Annotated in this window: 20 protein-coding genes; 18 read left to right on the plus strand and 2 right to left on the minus strand. The window is 59.2% G+C overall.

Translation table 11 applies throughout. The features are described 5' to 3' along the window. Window position 1 precedes the first annotated feature (1 nt). From GUC32_RS08080 to GUC32_RS08135, 12 genes are all read left to right on the plus strand, one after another. The gene (locus GUC32_RS08080) at window positions 2-910 is read left to right on the plus strand and encodes a baseplate assembly protein (RefSeq protein WP_033649046.1); all 909 of its coding nucleotides are present in this window, start codon (window positions 2-4) and stop codon (window positions 908-910) included. Further along, window positions 903-1,436 (plus strand): phage tail protein I, encoded by a 534-nt coding sequence (locus GUC32_RS08085; RefSeq protein WP_015379109.1) that lies wholly within the window; start codon window positions 903-905, stop codon window positions 1,434-1,436. The genes GUC32_RS08080 and GUC32_RS08085 overlap by 8 nt, the downstream gene beginning before the upstream one ends. Window positions 1,437-1,445: 9 nt before the next feature. Then, on the plus strand, window positions 1,446-4,019 hold the full coding sequence (locus tag GUC32_RS08090) for a phage tail protein (protein WP_369435670.1): 2,574 nt from the start codon (window positions 1,446-1,448) through the stop codon (window positions 4,017-4,019). Window position 4,020: 1 nt separating this feature from the next. After that, a complete protein-coding gene (locus GUC32_RS08095; RefSeq protein WP_265260405.1) occupies window positions 4,021-4,542 on the plus strand; it encodes a tail fiber assembly protein in 522 nt (173 codons plus the stop codon). A 276-nt stretch (window positions 4,543-4,818) separates the two neighbouring features. Further along, the gene (locus tag GUC32_RS08100) at window positions 4,819-5,988 is read left to right on the plus strand and encodes a phage tail sheath protein (RefSeq protein WP_086556876.1); all 1,170 of its coding nucleotides are present in this window, start codon (window positions 4,819-4,821) and stop codon (window positions 5,986-5,988) included. A 15-nt stretch (window positions 5,989-6,003) separates the two neighbouring features. Continuing rightward, on the plus strand, window positions 6,004-6,513 hold the full coding sequence (locus tag GUC32_RS08105; RefSeq protein ID WP_023447563.1) for a phage major tail tube protein: 510 nt from the start codon (window positions 6,004-6,006) through the stop codon (window positions 6,511-6,513). Window positions 6,514-6,566: 53 nt separating this feature from the next. Further along, window positions 6,567-6,848: a phage tail assembly protein gene (locus tag GUC32_RS08110; protein WP_046687834.1), complete on the plus strand. Its 282-nt coding sequence runs from the start codon at window positions 6,567-6,569 to the stop codon at window positions 6,846-6,848. A 32-nt stretch (window positions 6,849-6,880) separates the two neighbouring features. Then, window positions 6,881-7,003 (plus strand): GpE family phage tail protein, encoded by a 123-nt coding sequence (locus GUC32_RS08115; protein ID WP_026142543.1) that lies wholly within the window; start codon window positions 6,881-6,883, stop codon window positions 7,001-7,003. Further along, the gene (locus GUC32_RS08120) at window positions 6,996-9,845 is read left to right on the plus strand and encodes a phage tail tape measure protein (RefSeq protein WP_369435671.1); all 2,850 of its coding nucleotides are present in this window, start codon (window positions 6,996-6,998) and stop codon (window positions 9,843-9,845) included. Before GUC32_RS08115 ends, GUC32_RS08120 begins: the two co-directional genes overlap by 8 nt. After that, the gene (locus GUC32_RS08125; protein ID WP_346402119.1) at window positions 9,845-10,321 is read left to right on the plus strand and encodes a phage tail protein; all 477 of its coding nucleotides are present in this window, start codon (window positions 9,845-9,847) and stop codon (window positions 10,319-10,321) included. The genes GUC32_RS08120 and GUC32_RS08125 overlap by 1 nt, the downstream gene beginning before the upstream one ends. Beyond that, a complete protein-coding gene (locus tag GUC32_RS08130; protein WP_369435672.1) occupies window positions 10,318-11,466 on the plus strand; it encodes a phage late control D family protein in 1,149 nt (382 codons plus the stop codon). Before GUC32_RS08125 ends, GUC32_RS08130 begins: the two co-directional genes overlap by 4 nt. 99 nt (window positions 11,467-11,565) lie before the next feature. Continuing rightward, entirely contained in the window at window positions 11,566-11,784 is a 219-nt protein-coding gene (locus GUC32_RS08135) for a DNA-binding transcriptional regulator (protein WP_369435673.1), read from the plus strand. Between the two features lie 292 nt (window positions 11,785-12,076). Here the strand turns inward: GUC32_RS08135 and GUC32_RS08140 are convergent, their stop codons facing one another. Then, complete coding sequence (locus GUC32_RS08140) at window positions 12,077-13,765, minus strand: aspartate:alanine antiporter (protein ID WP_025302231.1); 1,689 nt, start codon at window positions 13,763-13,765, stop codon at window positions 12,077-12,079. A 294-nt stretch (window positions 13,766-14,059) separates the two neighbouring features. Between GUC32_RS08140 and GUC32_RS08145 the strand changes: the two genes are divergently transcribed. Continuing rightward, a complete protein-coding gene (locus GUC32_RS08145) occupies window positions 14,060-14,449 on the plus strand; it encodes an inner membrane protein YbjM (protein ID WP_025302232.1) in 390 nt (129 codons plus the stop codon). A gap of 39 nt (window positions 14,450-14,488) precedes the next feature. On the opposite strand, the gene GUC32_RS08150 is transcribed toward GUC32_RS08145, so the two are convergent. Continuing rightward, on the minus strand, window positions 14,489-14,752 hold the full coding sequence (locus GUC32_RS08150; protein ID WP_004938676.1) for a GrxA family glutaredoxin: 264 nt from the start codon (window positions 14,750-14,752) through the stop codon (window positions 14,489-14,491). Window positions 14,753-14,982: 230 nt separating this feature from the next. On the opposite strand from GUC32_RS08150, the gene GUC32_RS08155 reads away from it, so the two are divergent. The 5 genes from GUC32_RS08155 (at window position 14,983) to potG (ending at window position 19,642) form a co-directional block, all read left to right on the plus strand. Next, complete coding sequence (locus GUC32_RS08155) at window positions 14,983-15,297, plus strand: YbjC family protein (RefSeq protein WP_025302233.1); 315 nt, start codon at window positions 14,983-14,985, stop codon at window positions 15,295-15,297. Between the two features lie 54 nt (window positions 15,298-15,351). After that, window positions 15,352-16,254 carry a 30S ribosomal protein S6--L-glutamate ligase gene (gene rimK / locus GUC32_RS08160; protein WP_025302234.1) on the plus strand — a complete coding sequence of 301 codons (903 nt, stop codon included), beginning with the start codon at window positions 15,352-15,354 and terminating at the stop codon, window positions 16,252-16,254. 136 nt (window positions 16,255-16,390) lie between these two features. Further along, complete coding sequence (locus tag GUC32_RS08165) at window positions 16,391-16,870, plus strand: YbjN domain-containing protein (protein WP_004938666.1); 480 nt, start codon at window positions 16,391-16,393, stop codon at window positions 16,868-16,870. Between the two features lie 406 nt (window positions 16,871-17,276). Then, complete coding sequence (gene potF, locus GUC32_RS08170; RefSeq protein ID WP_043137777.1) at window positions 17,277-18,386, plus strand: spermidine/putrescine ABC transporter substrate-binding protein PotF; 1,110 nt, start codon at window positions 17,277-17,279, stop codon at window positions 18,384-18,386. Between the two features lie 122 nt (window positions 18,387-18,508). Continuing rightward, window positions 18,509-19,642, plus strand: coding sequence for a putrescine ABC transporter ATP-binding subunit PotG (gene potG / locus GUC32_RS08175; RefSeq protein ID WP_043137773.1), 1,134 nt, complete (start codon window positions 18,509-18,511; stop codon window positions 19,640-19,642). Window positions 19,643-19,645: the final 3 nt, after the last annotated feature.

The following is a 19,645-nucleotide window of genomic DNA, read 5'->3' on the forward strand; positions in this document are numbered from 1 at the left end:
CATGGCAACGATTGACCTTTCACAGCTGCCCGCGCCGATCGTCGTTGAGGTGCTGGATTATGAAGACATTTTGGCAGAGCGTAAGGCGACGCTGATTTCGCTTTACCCGGAGGAACAGCGGGAGGCCGTCGCGCGCACGCTGGCGCTGGAGTCGGAGCCGATCGTTAAGCTGTTGCAGGAAAACGCCTACCGCGAGGTGATTCTGCGCCAGCGCGTCAACGATGCCGCGAAAGCGGTGATGCTGGCGTATTCCACCGGCGAAGACCTCGACCAGCTCGGCGCCAACTTCAACACGCCGCGACTGGTGATCGCCCCGGCGGATGAGAGCACCATTCCGCCGACACCTGCAGTCATGGAAGCGGATGAAGATTACCGCCTGCGCCTGCAGGATGCTTTTGAAGGCATGAGCACAGCGGGTTCGGCCGGTTCCTACCGTTTTCACGCCCGCTCGGCTGATGGCCGGGTGGCCGATGTGACGGCAATCAGCCCATCACCGGCTAACGTGACCGTCACCGTGTTGTCACGAGACGGCGACGGCACCGCCAGCCCCGAACTGCTGCAGGTTGTCCGCGATGCGCTGAATGATGAGGACGTGCGCCCGGTTGCCGATCGCGTCATCGTGCAAGCGGCAAAAATAACCCGCTATGGCATTGTTGCCACGCTGTTTCTCTATCCCGGCCCGGAGGTTGCGCCGATCCTCACGGAGGCCAAACAACGTTTGCAAAATTATGTACTGACCATGCGCCGCTTAGGCCGCAGTATCCGGCGCTCCGGCATCATCGCGGCGCTGACCGTGGAAGGTGTTGAACGTGTTGAGGTTGCTCAACCGGCCACCGACATCGTGCTGGATAAAACGCAGGCGGGTTACTGCACTGGCGTGAACATTACCCCAGGGCGCGCCGATGACTAACCGTCTATTGCCTGTCGGCTCATCACCGCTGGAAGTTGCCGCCGCCGCCGCGTGTGCCGAGCTGGAGCGCGTGCCGGTTCCTCTGCGTGATTTGTGGAACCCGAAAACCTGCCCGGTGCATCTGCTGCCCTATCTTGCGTGGGCGTTCTCTGTCGATCGCTGGGATGAGGCGTGGCCGGAGGACGTCAAGCGGGGCGTGGTTTCGGCTGCGTTCTACATTCACCGGCACAAGGGCACCATCGGCGCCGTGCGCCGCGTGGTGGAGCCGCTCGGCTACCTGATTAACGTTATCGAATGGTTCCACACCGACGGCGCCGATCCGCCCGGCACCTTCCGGCTGGATATTGGCGTGCTGGAAACCGGCATTACCGAGGAAATGTATCAGGAAATGGAGCGCCTGATCGCCGACGCCAAGCCCCTGAGCCGACACCTGATCGGCCTCAACATTTTGCAAGACATCCCCGGCCGGATTTACACCGGCGCGGCCGCCATTGATGGCGATGTCATTACCGTTTACCCCGGATAAGAGAAAATAATGAATAAATACAAAGCGATTATTACCACCGCCGGGGCGGCCAAGATTGCCGCCGCCAGCGCGGGCGGCACGCAGTTGAAAATCGTCTCTATGGCCGTCGGCGACGGGAACGGCACGCTGCCGACGCCCAACCCGGCCCAGACCAAGCTGGTCAACGAGAAATACCGCGCGGCGCTCAACGGGCTGACTATCGATAAGGCGCTGAAAAATCACATTCTGGCCGAGATGATTATTCCGGCGAACGTCGGCGGGTGGTGGTTGCGTGAAATGGGCCTCTATGACGAGGCTGGGACGCTGATTGCCGTCAGCAACATGGCGGAGAGCTACAAGCCGAAGCTGGAAGAGGGCAGCGGCCGCACGCAGACGCTGCGCATGATCCTGATTGTCAGCAGCACCGAGGCGATTCAGGTGATCGCCGGTGGCGACACCGTGCTGGCGACCAAGGATTTTGTGGCCGACGCGATCGCCGCGCATGAGAAAACCCGAAACCACCCGGACGCCAGCACCACGGCGAAAGGGCTGGTACAGCTGAGCAGCGCAACGACAAGCACCGACGAAACGAAAGCCAGCACCCCGAAGGCGCTTAAAGCTGTCAGTGATGCCAGCATGAAAAAGGCCGCGAACCTCTCAGACCTGACCGACAAGGCCGCCGCGCGTGGCAATCTGGCGTTAGGTACGGCCGCGACGAAAAACGTCGGGGTAGAGGGCGGGCAACTGATGGAGGTCGGCGCATTTGGATTGGGAAGCGGCTCACGTCACCGGGAAGATGCGTATTGCAATCAGGCTGAAATCTACCGGGTTAATAGTTCGTCAAAGAATACGCCGGGCGGCGATGTTTATGGCGTGCTGAGTTTGCCCTGCGACGGTGGGCCGTCGGGGGCGTATATGGCGGTACAAAACAACGGCAACGCATTCTTTGGCCGTTCGAATATCCCCAGTAATGGGGTGGTGTGGTTTCAGGCTTACACGACGAAGTTTAAACCGACGGTGGCAGACGTTGGCGCATGGAGTAAAACAGAATCCGATGGCCGATTTGTGAAACAGAGCGGCGACACAATGAGCGGCCCGTTAGCGCTGCCGCGTGTCGTGTTCCCGAACGAAAATACCGCTAACGCCGATACTGATGTGAACCGTGAGAACGGTTTTACCGTTGAATCATTGGTTGCCACGGCCAACAAAGGCTATCCCGTGCCGGGCGGCATGGGGGTGTTGTTTACCGGGAAAGTGAACGAATTCCGCAACGTTCAGTTTGCGGTCGGCTCCGGCGATCTGGCGTTTTACTTGCGATCACTGCGAAAAGATAGCCCTGCCTCAATGCGTTGGGCGCAAGTGTACACCACGGACTACAAACCGACGGCGGCAGATGTCGGCGCACTGACGGACGCACAGGCCGCGCAGAAATACGCGCTGCGCTCTATCAAGGTGAACGGCAAGCCGCTGTCTACGGACGTTAACCTGTTGGCCGGTGATGTCAACGCATGGAATAAGACCGAAGCTGACGGCCGCTATGTGAAGCGCACCGGCGACACAATGAGCAACACGCTAAACCTGCCGCGCGTGGCATTCCCCAGCGAGTCCGCGCCGCCGGTAAATGCCGACGATGACCTGACGCGGCCGAACGGATTCACGCTGGAGCAATTGGCGGCCCAATCGAAGGGTTATCCGATGAATGGAGCGGTCGGCAATCTGCTGACCTTCAAATTAAATCGTTATCGCAATGTGCAGTTTGCGATCGGCTCCGGCAATACGGATTTCTGGTTACGCTCGATGCGTGATGACACCCCGGAAACAGCCCGGAAGTGGGCGCAGGTATACACCACGGACTACAAACCGACGGCGGCAGATGTCGGCGCGCTGACCGACGCGCAGGCGGCCCAGAAATACGCGCTGCGCTCTATCAAGGTGAACGGTAAGCCGTTGTCCGCCGATGTGAATTTGTTGGCCGGTGACGTTAACGCCTGGAATAAAACCGAAGCAGATGGCCGCTATCTGGCGAAGACTGGCGGGCAGCTAACCGGGACGCTAAAGACCAGCGCGGAGATCCAATCTACCCACATTGATAATTATCGCATGGTCGGCGGCGGGTTCGGTTCCTTCTGGCGCAATGACGGCAACCGGCTTTATCTGCTGCTGACAAACGAAAATGACCAATACGGCACATTCAACGCCCTGCGTCCGTTCTCTGTGGATGTCAGAACCGGCGCCGCCGCTTTTGAGTCGGGTATTCATATCGGCGGTAAATGGCCTGCGATCACCACCTCCAGCGGGACGACGTGGCACCCTGACGGAAACGTACAGGGGTCAGTATGGGGCGGCTACCTCAGCAACTGGCTTAATCAAAATATCTCGGCTGCGCAGAACAATGCGCAGAACTGGGCCTATCAGAATTTGGTTCAGGGTGTGCGCATGGCCGGGCGCACGGTTATCGCGGATACCGGCGGGCGCATCGATTTACCGTCGGGCTGTGTTTATACCGGCATGTCCGGCTCAAACTACAACCCCTCAATCTGGGGCGCTTATTCAGCGGTTCAGGTGCTGATTAACGGCACATGGGCAACAATTGGAACGGTGTAAAATGCAACACATTAAGAATTTGAAAAGATACACGCCGGAAGAATTATTCCTCGGCGAGAACGTGATTTATCTTCAGGATGATAACGGTATTGACTGGTACGCTGCGCAAAAATTGTTTTCGCCGGACACCGTAAAACTGGCTTATGACGAAAGCGGCATTATCTGCGCGATTAACAGCGATGTGTCGATGCTGTGGCCGATTGGCTTATCGGTTATTGAGCTGAACCCAACGAAACTACCAAAGCGCTGTCTGGCTAATGGTGAGTGGGTGTTTGACGGTAAGAAGGTGAGCCAGCGCGCCTATTCTGCCGAAGAAATGATGGCGAGGGCGGAAGCCAGAAAAAATGAATTACTGGCGATCGCGGGTAAGGCTGTTGCGCCGCTTCAGGATGCTGTTGATTTGGATATGGCGACCGAGGCAGAAAAAGCGCTGTTGGCGGACTGGAAAAAATACCGCGTGACGCTGAATCGTCTTGATATGTCAGCCCCGGAAATTGACTGGCCGGTGGCGCCCGCCGCCTAAGAAAAAAGCCCGCAGCGATGCGGGCTTTTGTATTTGCGGTATTCCCTGATGTTGCCGCATCTACCTTTCGACATTACCCCGCCCGGCTAAAATCCGTCCAATTGATTGCATAGATCAATACAGCGTTATTGATCGGCGCAAGCGATCGTTATTTCCTCAAAATCCCCCCAATCCGGCCCCGCCTGTTGTCTGGTCGGCCTTCCAGCACCCACCGCGTGCGGCCCGGCGCGCCGGGCGTCATCATGCCTGCACCTACTCACCACCCGGAGCAAATTAATGGGCGATTATCATCACGGCGTGCGCGTCGTCGAAATCAACGACGGCACCCGCGTTATTTCCACCGTATCGACGGCAATCGTCGGCATGGTCTGCACGGCGGAGGATGCCGACGCGTCGGTTTTCCCGCTTGATACCCCGGTACTTATCACTGACGTGCTGGCCGCCTCCGGCAAGGCCGGTAAAAAAGGCACGCTGGCGGCGTCGCTGCGGGCGATCGCCGAACAAGCTAAGCCGGTCACGGTGGTTGTTCGCGTTGCCACCGGCAAAGACGCGGCGGAAACCACCTCCAATATCATCGGCGGCGCGAACGCTGAAGGCCGTTACACCGGCATGAAAGCGCTGTTATCTGCACAGGCTGAGCTGGGCGTTAAGCCGCGTATCCTCGGCGTGCCGGGGCTGGATAATCAGGAAGTCGCGACGGCGCTGGCAGGGATTTGTCAGCAGTTGCGCGCGTTCGGCTATATCAGCGCCCACGGCTGCAAAACCGTGCAGGAGGCTACCAAGTACCGCGACAATTTCAGCCAGCGCGAGCTGATGCTGATCTGGCCGGATTTTGTCAGCTGGAACACCACCGCAAACCAGAGCGACATCGCCTATGCCACCGCCCGCGCGCTGGGCCTGCGTGCCAAAATCGACACGGAAACCGGCTGGCATAAGACGCTTTCAAACGTCGGCGTTAACGGCGTGACCGGCATCACCGCCAGCGTGTTCTGGGATTTGCAGGCGCCCGGCACCGATGCCGACCTGTTAAACCAAGCGTGCGTCACAACGTTGATCCGCAAAGACGGTTTCAAGTTTTGGGGTTCCCGCACCTGTTCCGATGATCCGTTGTTCATGTTCGAGAACTACACCCGCACCGCGCAGGTGCTGGCCGACACCATGGCCGAGGCGCACCTATGGGCCGTTGACCGCCCGGTAACGCCTACGCTGGTGCGCGACATGATTGACGGTATCAACGCGAAATTCCGCGAGCTGAAATCCGCCGGGCTGATTATCGACGGCACTTGTTGGTACGACGAAAGCGCCAACACCAAGGAAACCCTGAAGGCGGGCAAGCTGTTTATCGATTACGACTACACGCCGGTGCCGCCGCTGGAAGATTTAACCCTGCGCCAGCGTATCACCGATCGCTATCTGGCGACGTTTGCGGCATCCGTGAACCGCTAAAGGAGACGTTAGAACATGGCACTACCGAAAAAACTGAAATACCTGAACCTGTTCAACGACGGCTACAGCTATATGGGCGTCGTGTCCTCGCTGACGCTGCCGAAGCTCACCCGCAAGCTGGAGAAATACCGGGGCGGCGGCATGAACGGCGCGGCCTCCATCGATATGGGGCTGGACGATGACGCGCTGGCCGTTGAGTGGTCGATGGGCGGCATTGATGAGCTGGTGCTGAAACAGTGGGGCGCCGTCGATGCCGTGCCGCTGCGCTTTGCCGGTTCCTTCCAGCGTGACGACACCGGCGAGGTGTCTGCTGTGGAAGTGGTGATGCGTGGCCGCCACAAAGAAATTGACTTTGGCGAGTACAAGCAGGGCGAGGATACCGAAACCAAGGTTTCCACCGAGTGTACTTACTTCAAGCTGACCGTGGACGGCAAAGAGCTGATCGAGGTCGATACCGTGAACATGGTCGAAAAGGTCAACGGCGTTGACCGGCTGGCCGAGCATCGCAAGGCGATCGGCCTGTAATTTTTGCGCCAGCCCGCTGGGCTGGCCCTTTCCCCCTGATTTGAGAGAACATCATGAAAGACGTAAACGAAAATACCGTTACCCTCGACACCCCGATCCAGCGCGGTGAAACAACCATCACCAATGTGCAGGTGATTAAACCGAACGCGGGCGCGCTGCGCGGCGTCGGGCTGGCGGCGATCGCCAACGCCGACGTTGACGCGCTGCTGGTTGTGCTGCCGCGTGTGACCGTGCCGAACCTGACAAAAGAAGAATGCGCGCGCCTTGAGCTGCCGGATTTGGTGGCGCTGGCCGGGAAAGTGGTCGGTTTTTTGTCGCCGAACTCGGCAGCGTAATCCCCGACGCCCGGCTGGGCGTTGATGACCTGATGGCGGACATCGCGGTGATCTTCCACTGGCCGCCGTCTGAAATGGCCGGAATGACGCTCACGGAGCTGTTGAACTGGCGCCACAAGGCACTGCAACGCAGCGGAGTTAATCACGATGAGTAAAAGCCTGCAGCTTCAGGTCTTGCTGAAGGCCGTAGACCAAGCCACCCGCCCGCTAAAGAGTATCCAACAGGCAAGCAAACAGCTTGCCGGTGACATCAAAACCACGCAACAAACCCTCAAGGCACTGGACGCGCAAAGCGCCCGGATTGAGGGGTTTCGCAAGGCGCAGGGGCAGCTTGCCGTTACCGGCAAGGCACTGAAGAAAGCCAAGGAAGAGGCGGCCGCGTTGGCCGTCCAGTTCAAGGCGACGGAAAAGCCCACGGCGCAGCAAGCGCGCTTGCTGGCGGCATCAAAGCGCGCCGCCGCCGAGCTGCAGACGAAATACAACGGCCTGCGCCAGTCGGTGCAGCGCCAGCGTGACGCGCTCAACGCTGACGGCATCGCTACCCGGAACCTGAGCGCAGAACAGCGCCGGTTGAAGGCCAGCGCCAGCGAAGCCACGACAGCGCTGGGCCGCCAGCGCGGCGAGCTGGAACGCCTGAGCAAGAGGCAAGAACAGGTTAACCGCGTCGGCGCGCGTTACCGGGCCGGGCAATCGGCAACCGCGGCTGTCCGTAATACCAGCGCGGCCGGGCTGGGTATCGCTACCGCCGGGCTGGTCGCTGAAGGAGCGTTTATTGCGCCGGGGGTGCAGTTCGACAGGCAGATGTCAGACACGCAAGCCACGTTAGGGCTGGCGAAGAATGACCAGCAGCTGGCCGCCATTCGCCAGCAGGCGCGGGATATTGGCGCCACGACCGCGTTTTCGCCGACGGACGTCGCCCGCACGCAATCGGTGCTCGCCAAGTCCGGCTTTAACGGCGATGCCATTCTGAAATCGACCGAGTCAACGGTAAATCTGGCGCTGGCCTCCGATCTGGACATCGCCGACGCGGCCGACATCATCACCAACATGCAATCGGCGTTTAACATGCCGATAGACGAGATCCAGCGCGTCGCGGACGTGATGACCAAAGGTTTCACCAGCTCGAACAGCAACCTGATGGATTTTGGCGAGGCGATGAAGTACGTCGCGCCGATCGCCGAGGCGGCCGGGGCCAGCATAGAGGACACCACCGCGCTGTTGGGCGTGCTGGCAGATAACGGCATCAAGGGCAGCATGGCCGGGACATCGGCCAGCGCCATGTTTACCCGTCTGCAAGCGCCGGTCGGTCAGGCGCAGGATGCGCTGTCAGAATTGGGCGTAAAAACCAAGGACGGCAAAGGGAACATGCTGCCGATCGCGAACATCCTCAAGAAAATTAACGGCTCGTTTAAAACCAACAAGCTCGGCACCGCGCAGCAGGCCGAATACCTGAAAGTCATTTTCGGCGAAGAGGCGATGAAAGGCGCTATCAAGCTGATTGACGCCGCCGGTAACGGCAAGCTGAGCGAAAAACACAGCACCGTCACCCAGTCAAAAGGGGCTACGGCCCAGATTGCCCGAGTGAAGGTGGACAACCTCGACGGCGACCTGAAAAACCTGTTTTCGGCGTGGGAAGATGTTCGCATTGAGGTGTTCGACGGCCAGAACTCAGCGCTGCGCAAACTCACGGTTTCCGCCACCGAATGGCTGACCAAGGCCGGGGCATGGGTGAAGGCCAATCCTGAGCTGGTCGGCACGCTGGTGAAAGTCACGGCGGGCGTCACGGCCCTGATCGGCGGCCTCGCTGCGTTGGGCCTTATCGCATGGCCGGTGATGGCCGGGGTCAATATGTTGATCGCCGGGGCCGGGCTGCTGGGAACGCTCTTTACCACCGTTGGCGCCGGGATTGCGGCCGCATTCAGTGTGATCACCCTGCCGGTGGTCGCGGCGGCGGCGGTAATTGCCGGTGTGGCGTTGACTATCCGTAAATATTGGGAATCTATCAGCGCCTTTTTAACGGGTATCGGCGAAGGCTTCAGCGCCGCTTTCGCGCCGATGCGCGCCGCGTTTGTCCCGCTGGCTGGCGCATTTACGCCGCTGCTGAACATGGTGCGCAACGTCTGGCAGTGGTTCGGCAAGCTGATCGAGCCGGTGAAATCTTCACAGGCCGAACTCCAGACGGCCGCGCGCTATGGGCGCATGTTCGGTGAATGGATCGCGGCCGGATTGAGCCTGCCGCTGCAGCTGTTGGGCGGATTGCCCGGTCTGCTGACCGGCATCTGGGGCGTTGCGAGCGGCATTGCAGAGCGTGCCGCCGCCGTCTGGGACACCATCGGCGAGCGTGTTAACGCGGCATGGCTGGCGCTGAGCGCCGCCACGGTTCAGGCATGGGATCGGCTGACTGGCTGGCTTAATGGCAAATGGGAGGGGCTGGTAAACGGGGCTAAAGCGCTGCCGGGGCAGTTCAAAGAAGCCGGGATGAACATGATTAACGGGGTCATTGACGGCATTAGCGAGCGCTGGCAGGCGCTGAAAGACAAGTTTTCCGGCCTCACGGATATGCTGCCGGACTGGATGAAGTTTGGCGACGATGAGGCGGAGGTTAACCCGGCGATTTCATACAATCGCCCGGCGCCTGAGCTGATGCCGGGGCCGGGTTATGCGGGGGCATTCGACAAGGGCGGCATCATCCCGCGCGGCCAGTTCGGCATCGTCGGCGAGCGAGGCCCGGAGATTGTCAACGGCCCGGTCAACGTCACCGGGCGCCGGAAAACGGCGGCGCTGTCGGCGGCGATGTTATCGCTGTCAACGCCGGTGATGGCGTCGGCCCCGGCTGCTGCACTTGCCACGGCGCCAGCCCCGATCACGATTCAGGTGTACGGCGCCCCCGGCCAAGACGCGGCCTCCATTGCGCGCGAAGTCTCGCGCCAGCTCGAGGCCGAACGACGCAAACACGCGGCCGCCGCGCGTAGCCGCATGACTTACGGAGATTCATGATGATGTTAACGCTGGGGCTGTTTGTTTTTATGCTGCAGACGCTGCCTTATCAATCCATGAGCCGCAACGCGGAATATCGCTGGCCGAGCAACGCCCGCGTTGGCCTGCGCCCGGCGGCGCAATTTCTGGGAATGGATGAGGAAAAAATCACGCTGTCCGGGGTGCTGCTGCCGGAGATCACCGGCGGCCGCTGGTCACTGCTGACGCTGCAACTGATGGCTGAGCAGGGCCGGGCGTGGCCGCTGATTGAAGGCACCGGTACGATTTACGGCATGTTTGTGATCGAGTCGATTTCTGAAACGCACTCTGAGTTTTTCGCCGACGGCAGCCCGCGCCGCACAGAGTTCACGCTCAACCTGAAGCGGGTCGATGAATCCCTGTCGGCGATGTTTGGCGATCTGCGCCAGCAGGCCGGGGAACTGTACGATAAAGCCGGAGAGATGGCCGCCGGTGCTATGGGAGGGTTGTTATCATGAAAAGCGGCGTAAGCCTGACAGCCGGGGCGCGAGTTGCCCCGGATTTTTCGCTGTTGCTGCAGGATAACGACATCACGCAGAACATCCGCAAGCGGCTGATTTTTTTATCGCTGACGGATAACCGGGGCTTTGAGGCCGACCAGCTCGACATCGAACTGGACGACAGCGACGGACTGATGGCGATGCCTCAGCGCAATGCGGTGCTGTCGCTGGCGCTCGGCTGGCAAGGCTCGCCATTGACGCCAAAAGGCCAGTTTACGGTCGATGAGGTCGAACACCGGGGCGCGCCGGACACGTTGACTATTCGCGCGCGTAGTGCGGATTTTCGCGGTTCGCTGAACACCCGGCGCGATGAGTCCTACCACGACACCACCCTGGGCGACATTGTGCAGAAGGTGGCTGCGCGCAATAAGCTGAAAGCCTCGCTGCCCGCCGGTCTGGGCACCATCAAAATCAGCCATATCGACCAGACGCAGGAGACGGACGCGGCATTTATTACCCGACTCGCAACGCTCAACGGCGCGGTGGCGGCGGTGAAAAATGGCGTTCTGCTGTTGTTGCGACCGGGGAACGGCGCCACGGTAGGTGGGAAGCCATTGCCGGTGTATACCATCACCCGGCAGGATGGCGATCAGCACAGTTTCAGCATTGCCGATCGGGATGCCTACACCGGCGTAACGGCGAGCTGGCTCAATACAAAACAGCCGAAGCCGAAGAAAGTGAAGCTGCAGCGCAAGCCAAAAGAGCAGCATTTGCGCGCGCTGCAACACCCGAAAGCGAAGCCGGGCAGCTGTAAAAAACCGGGGAAACCGGCGGAGGCGGCGAAAGGCGACTATCTGGTGGGGGCTGACGATAACGTGTTTGCGATCACCAAAATTTACGCCACAAAGGCCGCCGCGATGCGGGCAGCACAGGCAAAGTGGGAAAAGCTTCAGCGCGGTGTGGCTGAGTTCTCACTGTCGCTGGCGGTGGGCCGGGCTAACATCACGCCGGAAACGCCGGTACGCGTCAGCGGGTTTAAAGCGGCGATCGATGCGCAAGACTGGATAGTGAGCAAAGTCACGCACAGTCTCAGCAATAGCGGCTTTACGACGGCGCTGGAGTTTGAGGTTTTGCTGTCGGATGTGATTTATGAAGTCTCGTAATGTGAATTGATTTTTTGTAAATTCACTTAAAGGTAGTTTTGTTCTCGATCGGGCGGAGTATTATCGCGACAAATGAGAGATTGAGAAGGGAATATCAACATGATGCATTGCCCGCTTTGCCGAACTGCCGCCCATGCCCGCACAAGCCGCTATCTAAGTGAGAACACTAAAGAGTGTTATCATCAATGCCAAAACATAAACTGCAGTTGTACTTTTGTGACGCTGGAATCTATTCAGCGGCAGATCGTTTCACCGGGCAAAGTTGATATCGTTCCGCCACACCCAACGCGAAGCAATCAGGGAACACTTTGGATTTAACAAGAAGCCTGCGAAAGCAGGTTTTTTATGCCCGTAAAATGGCTGTCGCCACTTTGTCGCCACAGGGTAGTTATGTGTTTTTCTTGGCATTGTTTTATAAGGATATTTTTTCAAGGCAACAAAAAACCCGATAATCTTGAACCTAAAAGGCGGGATTATCGGGCTCCACAAAATGGGGACATCAAAGAAAAGCAGTGGCACTAATTCAGACTGCGGCCCCCAACGAAAGTTCTGGCCGGCGACAAAAAAATCAAAATATTTTTATCGCCGATCCATCTCTCCCGCTAATCGATCAGCCGAGTATGCCCGGCCATAGCACCACGATGAGTGAACCCGCCAGCGTTAACAGCACGTTAGCGATGGCGTAGGTGCCGGCGTAACCCAGCGCCGGGATGTTGCTGCGCGCGGTATCGCTGATGATCTCCATCGCCGGCGCGCAGGTGCGGGCGCCCATGATGGCGCCGAACAGCAGGGCGCGGTTCATGCGCAGCACATAGGCGCCGAACAGGAAGCAGATAATCACCGGCACCAGGCTGACGATCAGCCCGGCGATCAGCATCTGGCCGCCGACCGCGCCCAGGCTGTGGCCGATGCCGGCGCCGGCGCTCAGGCCTACGCCCGCCATAAACACCATCAGGCCGAATTCTTTCACCATGTTCAGCGCGCCCTGCGGAATGTAGCCGAAGGTCGGGTGGTTGGCGCGCAGGAAGCCGAGCATGATGCCGGACATCAGCAGGCCGGCGGCGTTGCCGATGCCGAACGAGAAGTTGCTGAACTGTATGGTGATCTGGCCGATCAAAAGGCCGATGATGAAGAAGGCGCAGAACGCCAGCAGATCGGTCACCTGGCTGTGAATCGAGATAAAGCCAATTTTCTCCGCCACGCTCTTCACCCGGCGTGCGTCGCCGCTCACCTGCAGCACGTCGCCTTTGTTGAGCACGATGCTGTCGTCGATCGGCATTTCGATCTGGCTGCGGATCACGCGGTTGAGGAAGCAGCCGTGGTCGGTCAGCTTTAGCTGGCTCAGGCGTTTGTTCACCGCGTTGCTGTTCTTCACCACGATCTCTTCGGTGACGATGCGCATGTCGAGCAGATCGCGATCGAACACTTCCTTGCCGTTGCGGAAGCTCGGGTCCAGCCGCGCGTGGGCGTCCGGGTAGCCGACCAGCGAAATCTCGTCGCCCACCTGCAGCACCGCGTCACCGTCCGGGTTGGCCAGAATGCCGTTGCGGCGGATGCGTTCGATGTAACAGCCGGTCTGGCGGTAGATGCCCAGTTCACGCAGGTTCTTGCCGTCGGCCCAGGCCACCAGCTCGGGGCCGACGCGGTAGGCGCGGATCACCGGCAGGTAGACCTTGCGCTGGCTGTCGGTGTCCAGGCCGCGTTCGCGGGCGATCTGCTGGGCAGAGGTGGACAGGTCCTGGTGTTGCAGCTTCGGCAGGTAGCGCGCGCCGAAGATCAGGCTGACCAGACCGATCAGGTAGGTGAGGGCGTAGCCGAGGCTCAGATGATCCTGCGCCGCCAGCAGCGCCGGGCCGTTGACGATGGTGTTGCGTAGCGTGTCGCCGGCGCCCACCAGCACCGGCGTGGAGGTCATCGAGCCGGCCAGCATGCCGGCGGTCAGGCCGATGTCCCAGTGGAACAGCTTGCCGAGACCGATGGCGAGCACCATCGCCGAGCCGACCATCACCAACGCCAGCATCAGGTAGTTTTTGCCGTCGCGGAAGAAAATCGAGAAAAAGTTGGGCCCGGCTTCTACGCCGACGCAGAAAATAAACAGCATGAAGCCGAGATTCAGCGCCTCGGTGTTAATGGCGAAGTGTTGCTGGCCGAGCAGCAGGGAAACCACCAAAACGCCAATGGAATTACCGAGTTGGACGGAGCCCAGACGGAGTTTACCGAGGCACAGCCCCAGTGCGAGTACCACGAACAGTAACAGAATGTAGTTACCGTTTAACAAACTAGCGACGTTTATGTTCACGGAGGATAACTTATTGTTTACCAGTAAGTGCTTGATATAGATAACTATAAGAGATAAATTCAGCCTTAAAACGACGTCATAAATCACCACCAGCAGAAAGCGAAGCGAACCATCGTTCGGCGGCGTTCATTCTAGACGCTATGACCGATGACAGCCAGCACAGAAAGCTGATTTCCTGCGCCGCCGTGCGCATTTAACTCTCTTTTGACCAAGGAAAAAATTCGGTTCAGCGTCACCTGACGGGTGGCCGGACCGATTTCTATTGATGCGGTAATTGGGCGGGGGAGAATTCGCATGACGAGTTATCGATATTGGCTGGGCATTCTCAGCTGTTTTCTGTTGTTCAGCCTGGTGTTTCTCGGCCAGCAAACCGGCCTGTTCGGCAGCACGGATCATGAGCACCACGGGGAAACCGGCCTGCTGCTGTTCGTTGTCCCCGGTGCGATCGCCAGCTATCTGTCGAGCCGCAAGCGGCTGCTTTGCCCGTTGCTTGGCGCGCTGTATGCGCTGCCGCTGTGTCTGCTGATCCGCCACTTCTGGCTGACGCCGTCCTATTCATTCTGGCAGGAGTTGGCTTATGCCACCAGCGCGGTGTTCTGGTGCGTGTTCGGCGCGATGCTGATGCTGTTCGCCCTCGGCCTGTTGCAGACGCTGCAGCAGCTGCACCGGCGGCAGCGGCAATAAAAAAAGGCGCGTTAAGCGCCTTTTTTGTCGTTCAAAAACTTACTGGAACAGGTTCAGGTGTTCTTTGGCGTAAGCTTCGAAATCGGTGCAACCGCCGATGTGCTTCTCATCCAGGAAGATCTGCGGCACGGTTTCAACCGGTTTACCGACGGTTTTTTCCAGATCGGCCTTGGTGATGCCTTCCGCGTGGATGTCAACGTAACGGAAGTTGAAATCGTCGCGTTCTTCAGTCAGTTTTTCCGCCAGTTCTTTAGCGCGGACACAATAAGGACAGCCAGGACGCCCGAAGATTACTGCAAACATGCAACGCTCCTTAATTGGATTTTCAATAAATGGTTCGCTATTGCAACGACATCCCGTCACCGAAAAAGTCATTACCTGCGTCAGATGGCGCCTACTATGCCCGTTGAGGCCATGAAAAAAAAGCAGGAATTACCTGTTAATCTGATTCATGTAACCAATTAGTCAGCCGGGGCTGTCGCCGTCGGCGGGAATTCACTACACTGGGGGCAGACCTTCTGGAGAAGAAAAATATGCGTTCATTCGGTGACTTACCACGCCCGGTGCTGGTGTTGGAAGGGCTGGGTATCGTGATGTTGGTGCTGGCCTACCTCAGCATTCACGGCCACCTGCAGCTGCCTGGCTGGCTGGCATCGCAGCAGGCGGCGGTCGGCATGATTTTCCTCGGCGTGGCGTTGATGGTGCCGGCGGCGGCATTTCTGGTGTGGCGCGTGGTGCAGGGCTTTGGCCCGCTGATGCGCGGCGGGTTGCCGCCGGAAAACGATCGCCGCAAACCGCGAGATGCGGATGCATCGAAAGATAATCAGGACCGTGATCCGCGCGCCTGAGTGCCGCGGCCGCTAACCCGCCTGCCGGGCAGGCGTTGGCTTTTGGGGTGACGAGTGAAAATTGCCATTCTTTCTCGCGACGGAACGCTCTATTCATGCAAGCGGCTGCGTGAAGCGGCGGAAGATCGCGGGCACAGCATCGATATCATCGATCCGCTTTCCTGTTATATGAACATCAACCCGGCGGCGCCGACCATTCACTATCGCGGCCGCCAGCTGGAACGCTATGACGCGGTGATCCCGCGCATCGGCTCCGCCATCACCTTTTACGGCACCGCGGTGCTGCGCCAGTTCGAGCTGCTTGGCAGCTACCCGCTCAACGAATCCGTGGCCATTACCCGAGCTCGCGATAAGCTGCGTTCGCTGCAACTGCTGGCGCGGCAGGGCATCGATCTGCCGATCACCGGCTTTGCCCATTCGCCGGACGACACTGGCGACCTGATCGAGCTGGTCGGCGGCGCGCCGCTGGTGGTCAAGCTGGTGGAAGGCACGCAGGGTATCGGGGTGGTGCTGGCGGAAACCCGCCAGGCGGCGGAAAGCGTGATCGACGCCTTTCGCGGGTTGAATGCCCATATCCTGGTGCAGGAATACGTGCGCGAGGCGCAGGGGCGCGACGTGCGCTGCCTGGTGGTGGGCGGCCGGGTGGTGGCCGCCATCGAGCGGCAGGCGAAGCCCGGCGAGTTTCGCTCCAACCTGCATCGCGGCGGCACCGCCCGCAAAGTGACCATCACCGCCAGGGAGCGGGCGATTGCGGTCAAAGCGGCGAACACGCTGGGGCTGGACGTCGCCGGGGTGGATATCCTGCGCGCCGAGCGCGGCCCGCTGGTGATGGAGGTCAACGCGTCGCCGGGGCTGGAAGGGGTGGAGACCACCACCGGGTTGGACATTGCCGGCATGATGATCGAATACATCGAGCAGCGCGGCCGGCCGGGGTTCCGCCTGAAATCGGGCGGCTGACGGTACGCGCGTTGCGCTTTTCCCGCCGAGCAATATCTTAATTAGTGAATTAAGCCGCATTGATCGTGGCGTATCGGGTGAATATTCCGTAAGCTATGCGCCTTTTCGCGTTTTGAATATTGTGAGGCTGGTTATTATGGATTCACTCATTGTCCCCGATTTGGCGCTGTTGCGGCGCTGGCTGGATCAGTCGGGCATTTCTTTCTTTGAGTGCGATTCCTGCCAGGCGCTGCACCTGCCGCACATGCAGAACTTCGACGGCGTGTTCGACGCCAAGATAGATCTGGTGGACAACGTCATCCTGTTCTCCGCGCTGGCCGAGGTGAAACCGACCGCGCTGATCCCGCTGGTGGCGGACCTGAGCCAGATCAACGCCAGTTCGCTGACCATCAAGGCCTTTGTCGACATTCAGGACGACAACCTGCCGAAGCTGATCGTCTGCCAGTCGTTGAGCGTGGCGGTGGGCATCACCTACGAGCAGTTCACTCATTTCATGCAGCAGGGCGAAGAGCAGGTCTCGATGGTGATCCTCGAGGCGCGGGCGAACGATCTGCTGTTTATGGGTGACGAAGAAGAGATCCCCGCTGGCGCCGTGCGTCAGCCGATGCTGCACTGATCCTCGCCGTACCTTAAGCATGCCGTCGCTCCGGCGGCATGCTGCCGTTATTCCCTTCCGCAATAAAATATTCTGCACTTTGGCCTTTGCCGCCCGATCTTTCTCGTCTTTTGTGCCGTTAATGGCGTATCACATAGAGAAAAACTGCATAAAAAATCGATAAATGGCGTTTTTTACCCTGGGGGCTGGCGGGTTGCGATGGCAGCGGCTATGCTGCTGATTCTGCAAAGGGCTTGCGATTTCCCTTGTAACCACGCGAGCAGGGCAGTGCAAAAAGGCGCATGCAATCATATGCATAGCCATTCATTTCGCGGTTGCAACGATTGCGCTCAATCAGGAAAGGTTTTGTATCGCTGCAGATACAAGTTCAATTCTATGATTTACCCTGTTTTGGAGGAAGTTACGGATGGTCACCCAACGTAAAAAGTGGTTATCGGGTGTGGTTGCCGGTCTGTTGATGGCCGCGTCCGTCACGGCGTCAGCCGAAGAGAAAACGCTGCACGTGTATAACTGGTCCGACTATATCGCGCCGGATACCCTGGCCAAATTCCAGAAAGAAACCGGCATCAAAGTGGTGTACGACGTCTTTGACTCCAACGAAGTGTTGGAAGGCAAACTGATGGCGGGCAGCACCGGTTATGATCTGGTGGTTCCTTCATCCAACTTCCTCGAGCGCCAGTCGCAGGCCGGCATCTTCGAGCCGCTCGACAAGAGCAAAATGCCCAACTACAAGAATCTCGATCCCGAGATGCTGAAGCTGGTTGCACATAATGACAAAGACAACAAATACGGCATCCCATACCTGATGGTGACCACCGGCATCGGCTACAATGTCGACAAGGTGAAGGCGGCATTAGGCAAAGACGCGCCGGTCGACAGCTGGGATCTGATCCTCAAGCCGGAAAACCTCGAGAAGCTGAAAAGCTGCGGCGTCTCCTTCCTCGATGCGCCGAGTGAGGTTTACGCCACCGTGCTGCACTACCTGGGCAAGGATCCCAACAGCACCAATGCGGCGGACTATACCGGCGCGGCCAACGATCTGCTGCTGAAGCTGCGGCCGAGCATTCGTTACTTCCACTCTTCACAGTACATCAACGATTTGGCTAACGGCGATATCTGCGTGGCGATCGGCTGGTCCGGCGACGTGATGCAGGCGGCCAACCGCGCCAAAGAGGCGAAGAACGGCGTGAACGTGGCCTATGCGATCCCGAAAGAAGGGGCGCTGACCTACTTCGACATGTTCGCCATGCCGGCGGACGCCAAGAACAAAGACGCCGCGTACCAGTTCCTGAACTTCCTGATGAAACCTGACGTGATGGCGGGCATCAGCAACTATGTCTATTACGCCAATGCGGTGAAAGATTCCACGCCGCTGGTGAAGGCCGAGGTGCGCGAGAACCCGAACGTCTATCCGCCGGCCGATCTGCGCGCCAAGCTGTTCACGCTCAACGTGCAGTCGCCGAAGCTGGATCGTGTCATTACCCGCGCATGGACTAAAGTTAAAAGCGGGAAGTGATGATGGGGGGATACCCCCGATCGTCGGTAAACCGGCAGGCGGGCGCTCCCCGCCTGCACTGCCGTTTTGGGCCACGGCACTCGCCGTGGTTTTGTGCCGCTTTACGCCGGAGAGCACCCCGATTGAACGACGCCATCCCTCGTCCTCAAGCCAAGTCGCAGAAGGTCTTCACCCCTCTGCTGGAAATCCGTAACCTCACCAAAACCTTCGACGGGCAGAATGCGGTCGAAGACGTCAGCCTCACCATCTACAAGGGCGAGATCTTTGCGCTGCTTGGGCCGTCTGGCTGCGGCAAGTCAACCTTACTGCGCATGTTGGCCGGCTTTGAACAGCCGACGGAAGGGCAGATCGTGCTCGACGGGCAGGATATGTCGCACGTGCCGCCGTACCAGCGGCCGATCAACATGATGTTTCAGTCTTACGCGCTGTTCCCGCACATGACGGTAGAGCAGAACATCGCCTTCGGCCTGAAGCAGGACAAAATGCCGCGGGCAGAAATCGCCGAGCGGGTGGCGGAAATGCTGGCGCTGGTGCACATGCAGGAGTACGCCAAACGCAAACCGCACCAGCTTTCCGGCGGCCAGCGGCAGCGGGTGGCGCTGGCGCGCAGCCTGGCCAAGCGGCCCAAGCTGCTGCTGCTGGATGAGCCAATGGGCGCGCTGGACAAGAAGCTGCGCGATCGCATGCAGTTGGAAGTGACCGATATTCTCGAGCGCGTCGGCGTCACCTGCGTGATGGTGACGCACGATCAGGAAGAGGCGATGACCATGGCGGGGCGCATCGCCATCATGAACCGTGGCAAGTTCGTGCAGATCGGCGAGCCGGAAGAGATCTACGAGCATCCGAATAGCCGCTTCAGCGCCGAATTTATCGGTTCGGTCAACGTCTTCGACTGCGTATTGCAGGAGCGCCACGACGATGCGCTGATCCTGCAAAGCCCCGGATTGCGCCATGCGATCAAGGTCGATCCGGACGCCTCGGTGGTGGACGGCGTGCCGATCCAGGTCGCGCTGCGGCCGGAAAAGATCCTGCTGTGCGAACAGGTGCCGGAAGACGGCTGCAACTTCGCGGTAGGGGAAGTGGCGCACATTGCCTACCTGGGCGATCTGTCCATTTATCACGTGAAGCTGCACAGCGGGCAGATTATCAGCGCCCAGCTGCAAAACGGCCACCGTTTCCGCAAGGGGATGCCCACCTGGGGCGATGAAGTGCGTCTATGCTGGGAAACCGACAGCTGTGTCGTGTTGACGGTGTAGCGG

Origin of the sequence: Serratia sp. NGAS9 (assembly GCF_009905295.1) — a bacterium.
Lineage (GTDB): Bacteria > Pseudomonadota > Gammaproteobacteria > Enterobacterales > Enterobacteriaceae > Serratia > Serratia bockelmannii.

Bases quoted from the DNA above. Each gene is read 5' to 3' on its own strand.
- GUC32_RS08080 (WP_033649046.1), top strand. From the start codon at position 2: ATGGCAACGATTGACCTTTCACAGCTGCCCGCGCCGATCGTCGTTGAG.
- GUC32_RS08085 (WP_015379109.1), top strand. From the start codon at position 903: ATGACTAACCGTCTATTGCCTGTCGGCTCATCACCGCTGGAAGTTGCC.
- GUC32_RS08090 (WP_369435670.1), top strand. From the start codon at position 1,446: ATGAATAAATACAAAGCGATTATTACCACCGCCGGGGCGGCCAAGATT.
- GUC32_RS08095 (WP_265260405.1), top strand. From the start codon at position 4,021: ATGCAACACATTAAGAATTTGAAAAGATACACGCCGGAAGAATTATTC.
- GUC32_RS08100 (WP_086556876.1), top strand. From the start codon at position 4,819: ATGGGCGATTATCATCACGGCGTGCGCGTCGTCGAAATCAACGACGGC.
- GUC32_RS08105 (WP_023447563.1), top strand. From the start codon at position 6,004: ATGGCACTACCGAAAAAACTGAAATACCTGAACCTGTTCAACGACGGC.
- GUC32_RS08110 (WP_046687834.1), top strand. From the start codon at position 6,567: ATGAAAGACGTAAACGAAAATACCGTTACCCTCGACACCCCGATCCAG.
- GUC32_RS08115 (WP_026142543.1), top strand. From the start codon at position 6,881: ATGGCGGACATCGCGGTGATCTTCCACTGGCCGCCGTCTGAAATGGCC.
- GUC32_RS08120 (WP_369435671.1), top strand. From the start codon at position 6,996: ATGAGTAAAAGCCTGCAGCTTCAGGTCTTGCTGAAGGCCGTAGACCAA.
- GUC32_RS08125 (WP_346402119.1), top strand. From the start codon at position 9,845: ATGATGTTAACGCTGGGGCTGTTTGTTTTTATGCTGCAGACGCTGCCT.
- GUC32_RS08130 (WP_369435672.1), top strand. From the start codon at position 10,318: ATGAAAAGCGGCGTAAGCCTGACAGCCGGGGCGCGAGTTGCCCCGGAT.
- GUC32_RS08135 (WP_369435673.1), top strand. From the start codon at position 11,566: ATGATGCATTGCCCGCTTTGCCGAACTGCCGCCCATGCCCGCACAAGC.
- GUC32_RS08145 (WP_025302232.1), top strand. From the start codon at position 14,060: ATGACGAGTTATCGATATTGGCTGGGCATTCTCAGCTGTTTTCTGTTG.
- GUC32_RS08150 (WP_004938676.1), bottom strand. From the start codon at position 14,752: ATGTTTGCAGTAATCTTCGGGCGTCCTGGCTGTCCTTATTGTGTCCGC.
- GUC32_RS08155 (WP_025302233.1), top strand. From the start codon at position 14,983: ATGCGTTCATTCGGTGACTTACCACGCCCGGTGCTGGTGTTGGAAGGG.
- GUC32_RS08165 (WP_004938666.1), top strand. From the start codon at position 16,391: ATGGATTCACTCATTGTCCCCGATTTGGCGCTGTTGCGGCGCTGGCTG.
- potF (WP_043137777.1), top strand. From the start codon at position 17,277: ATGGTCACCCAACGTAAAAAGTGGTTATCGGGTGTGGTTGCCGGTCTG.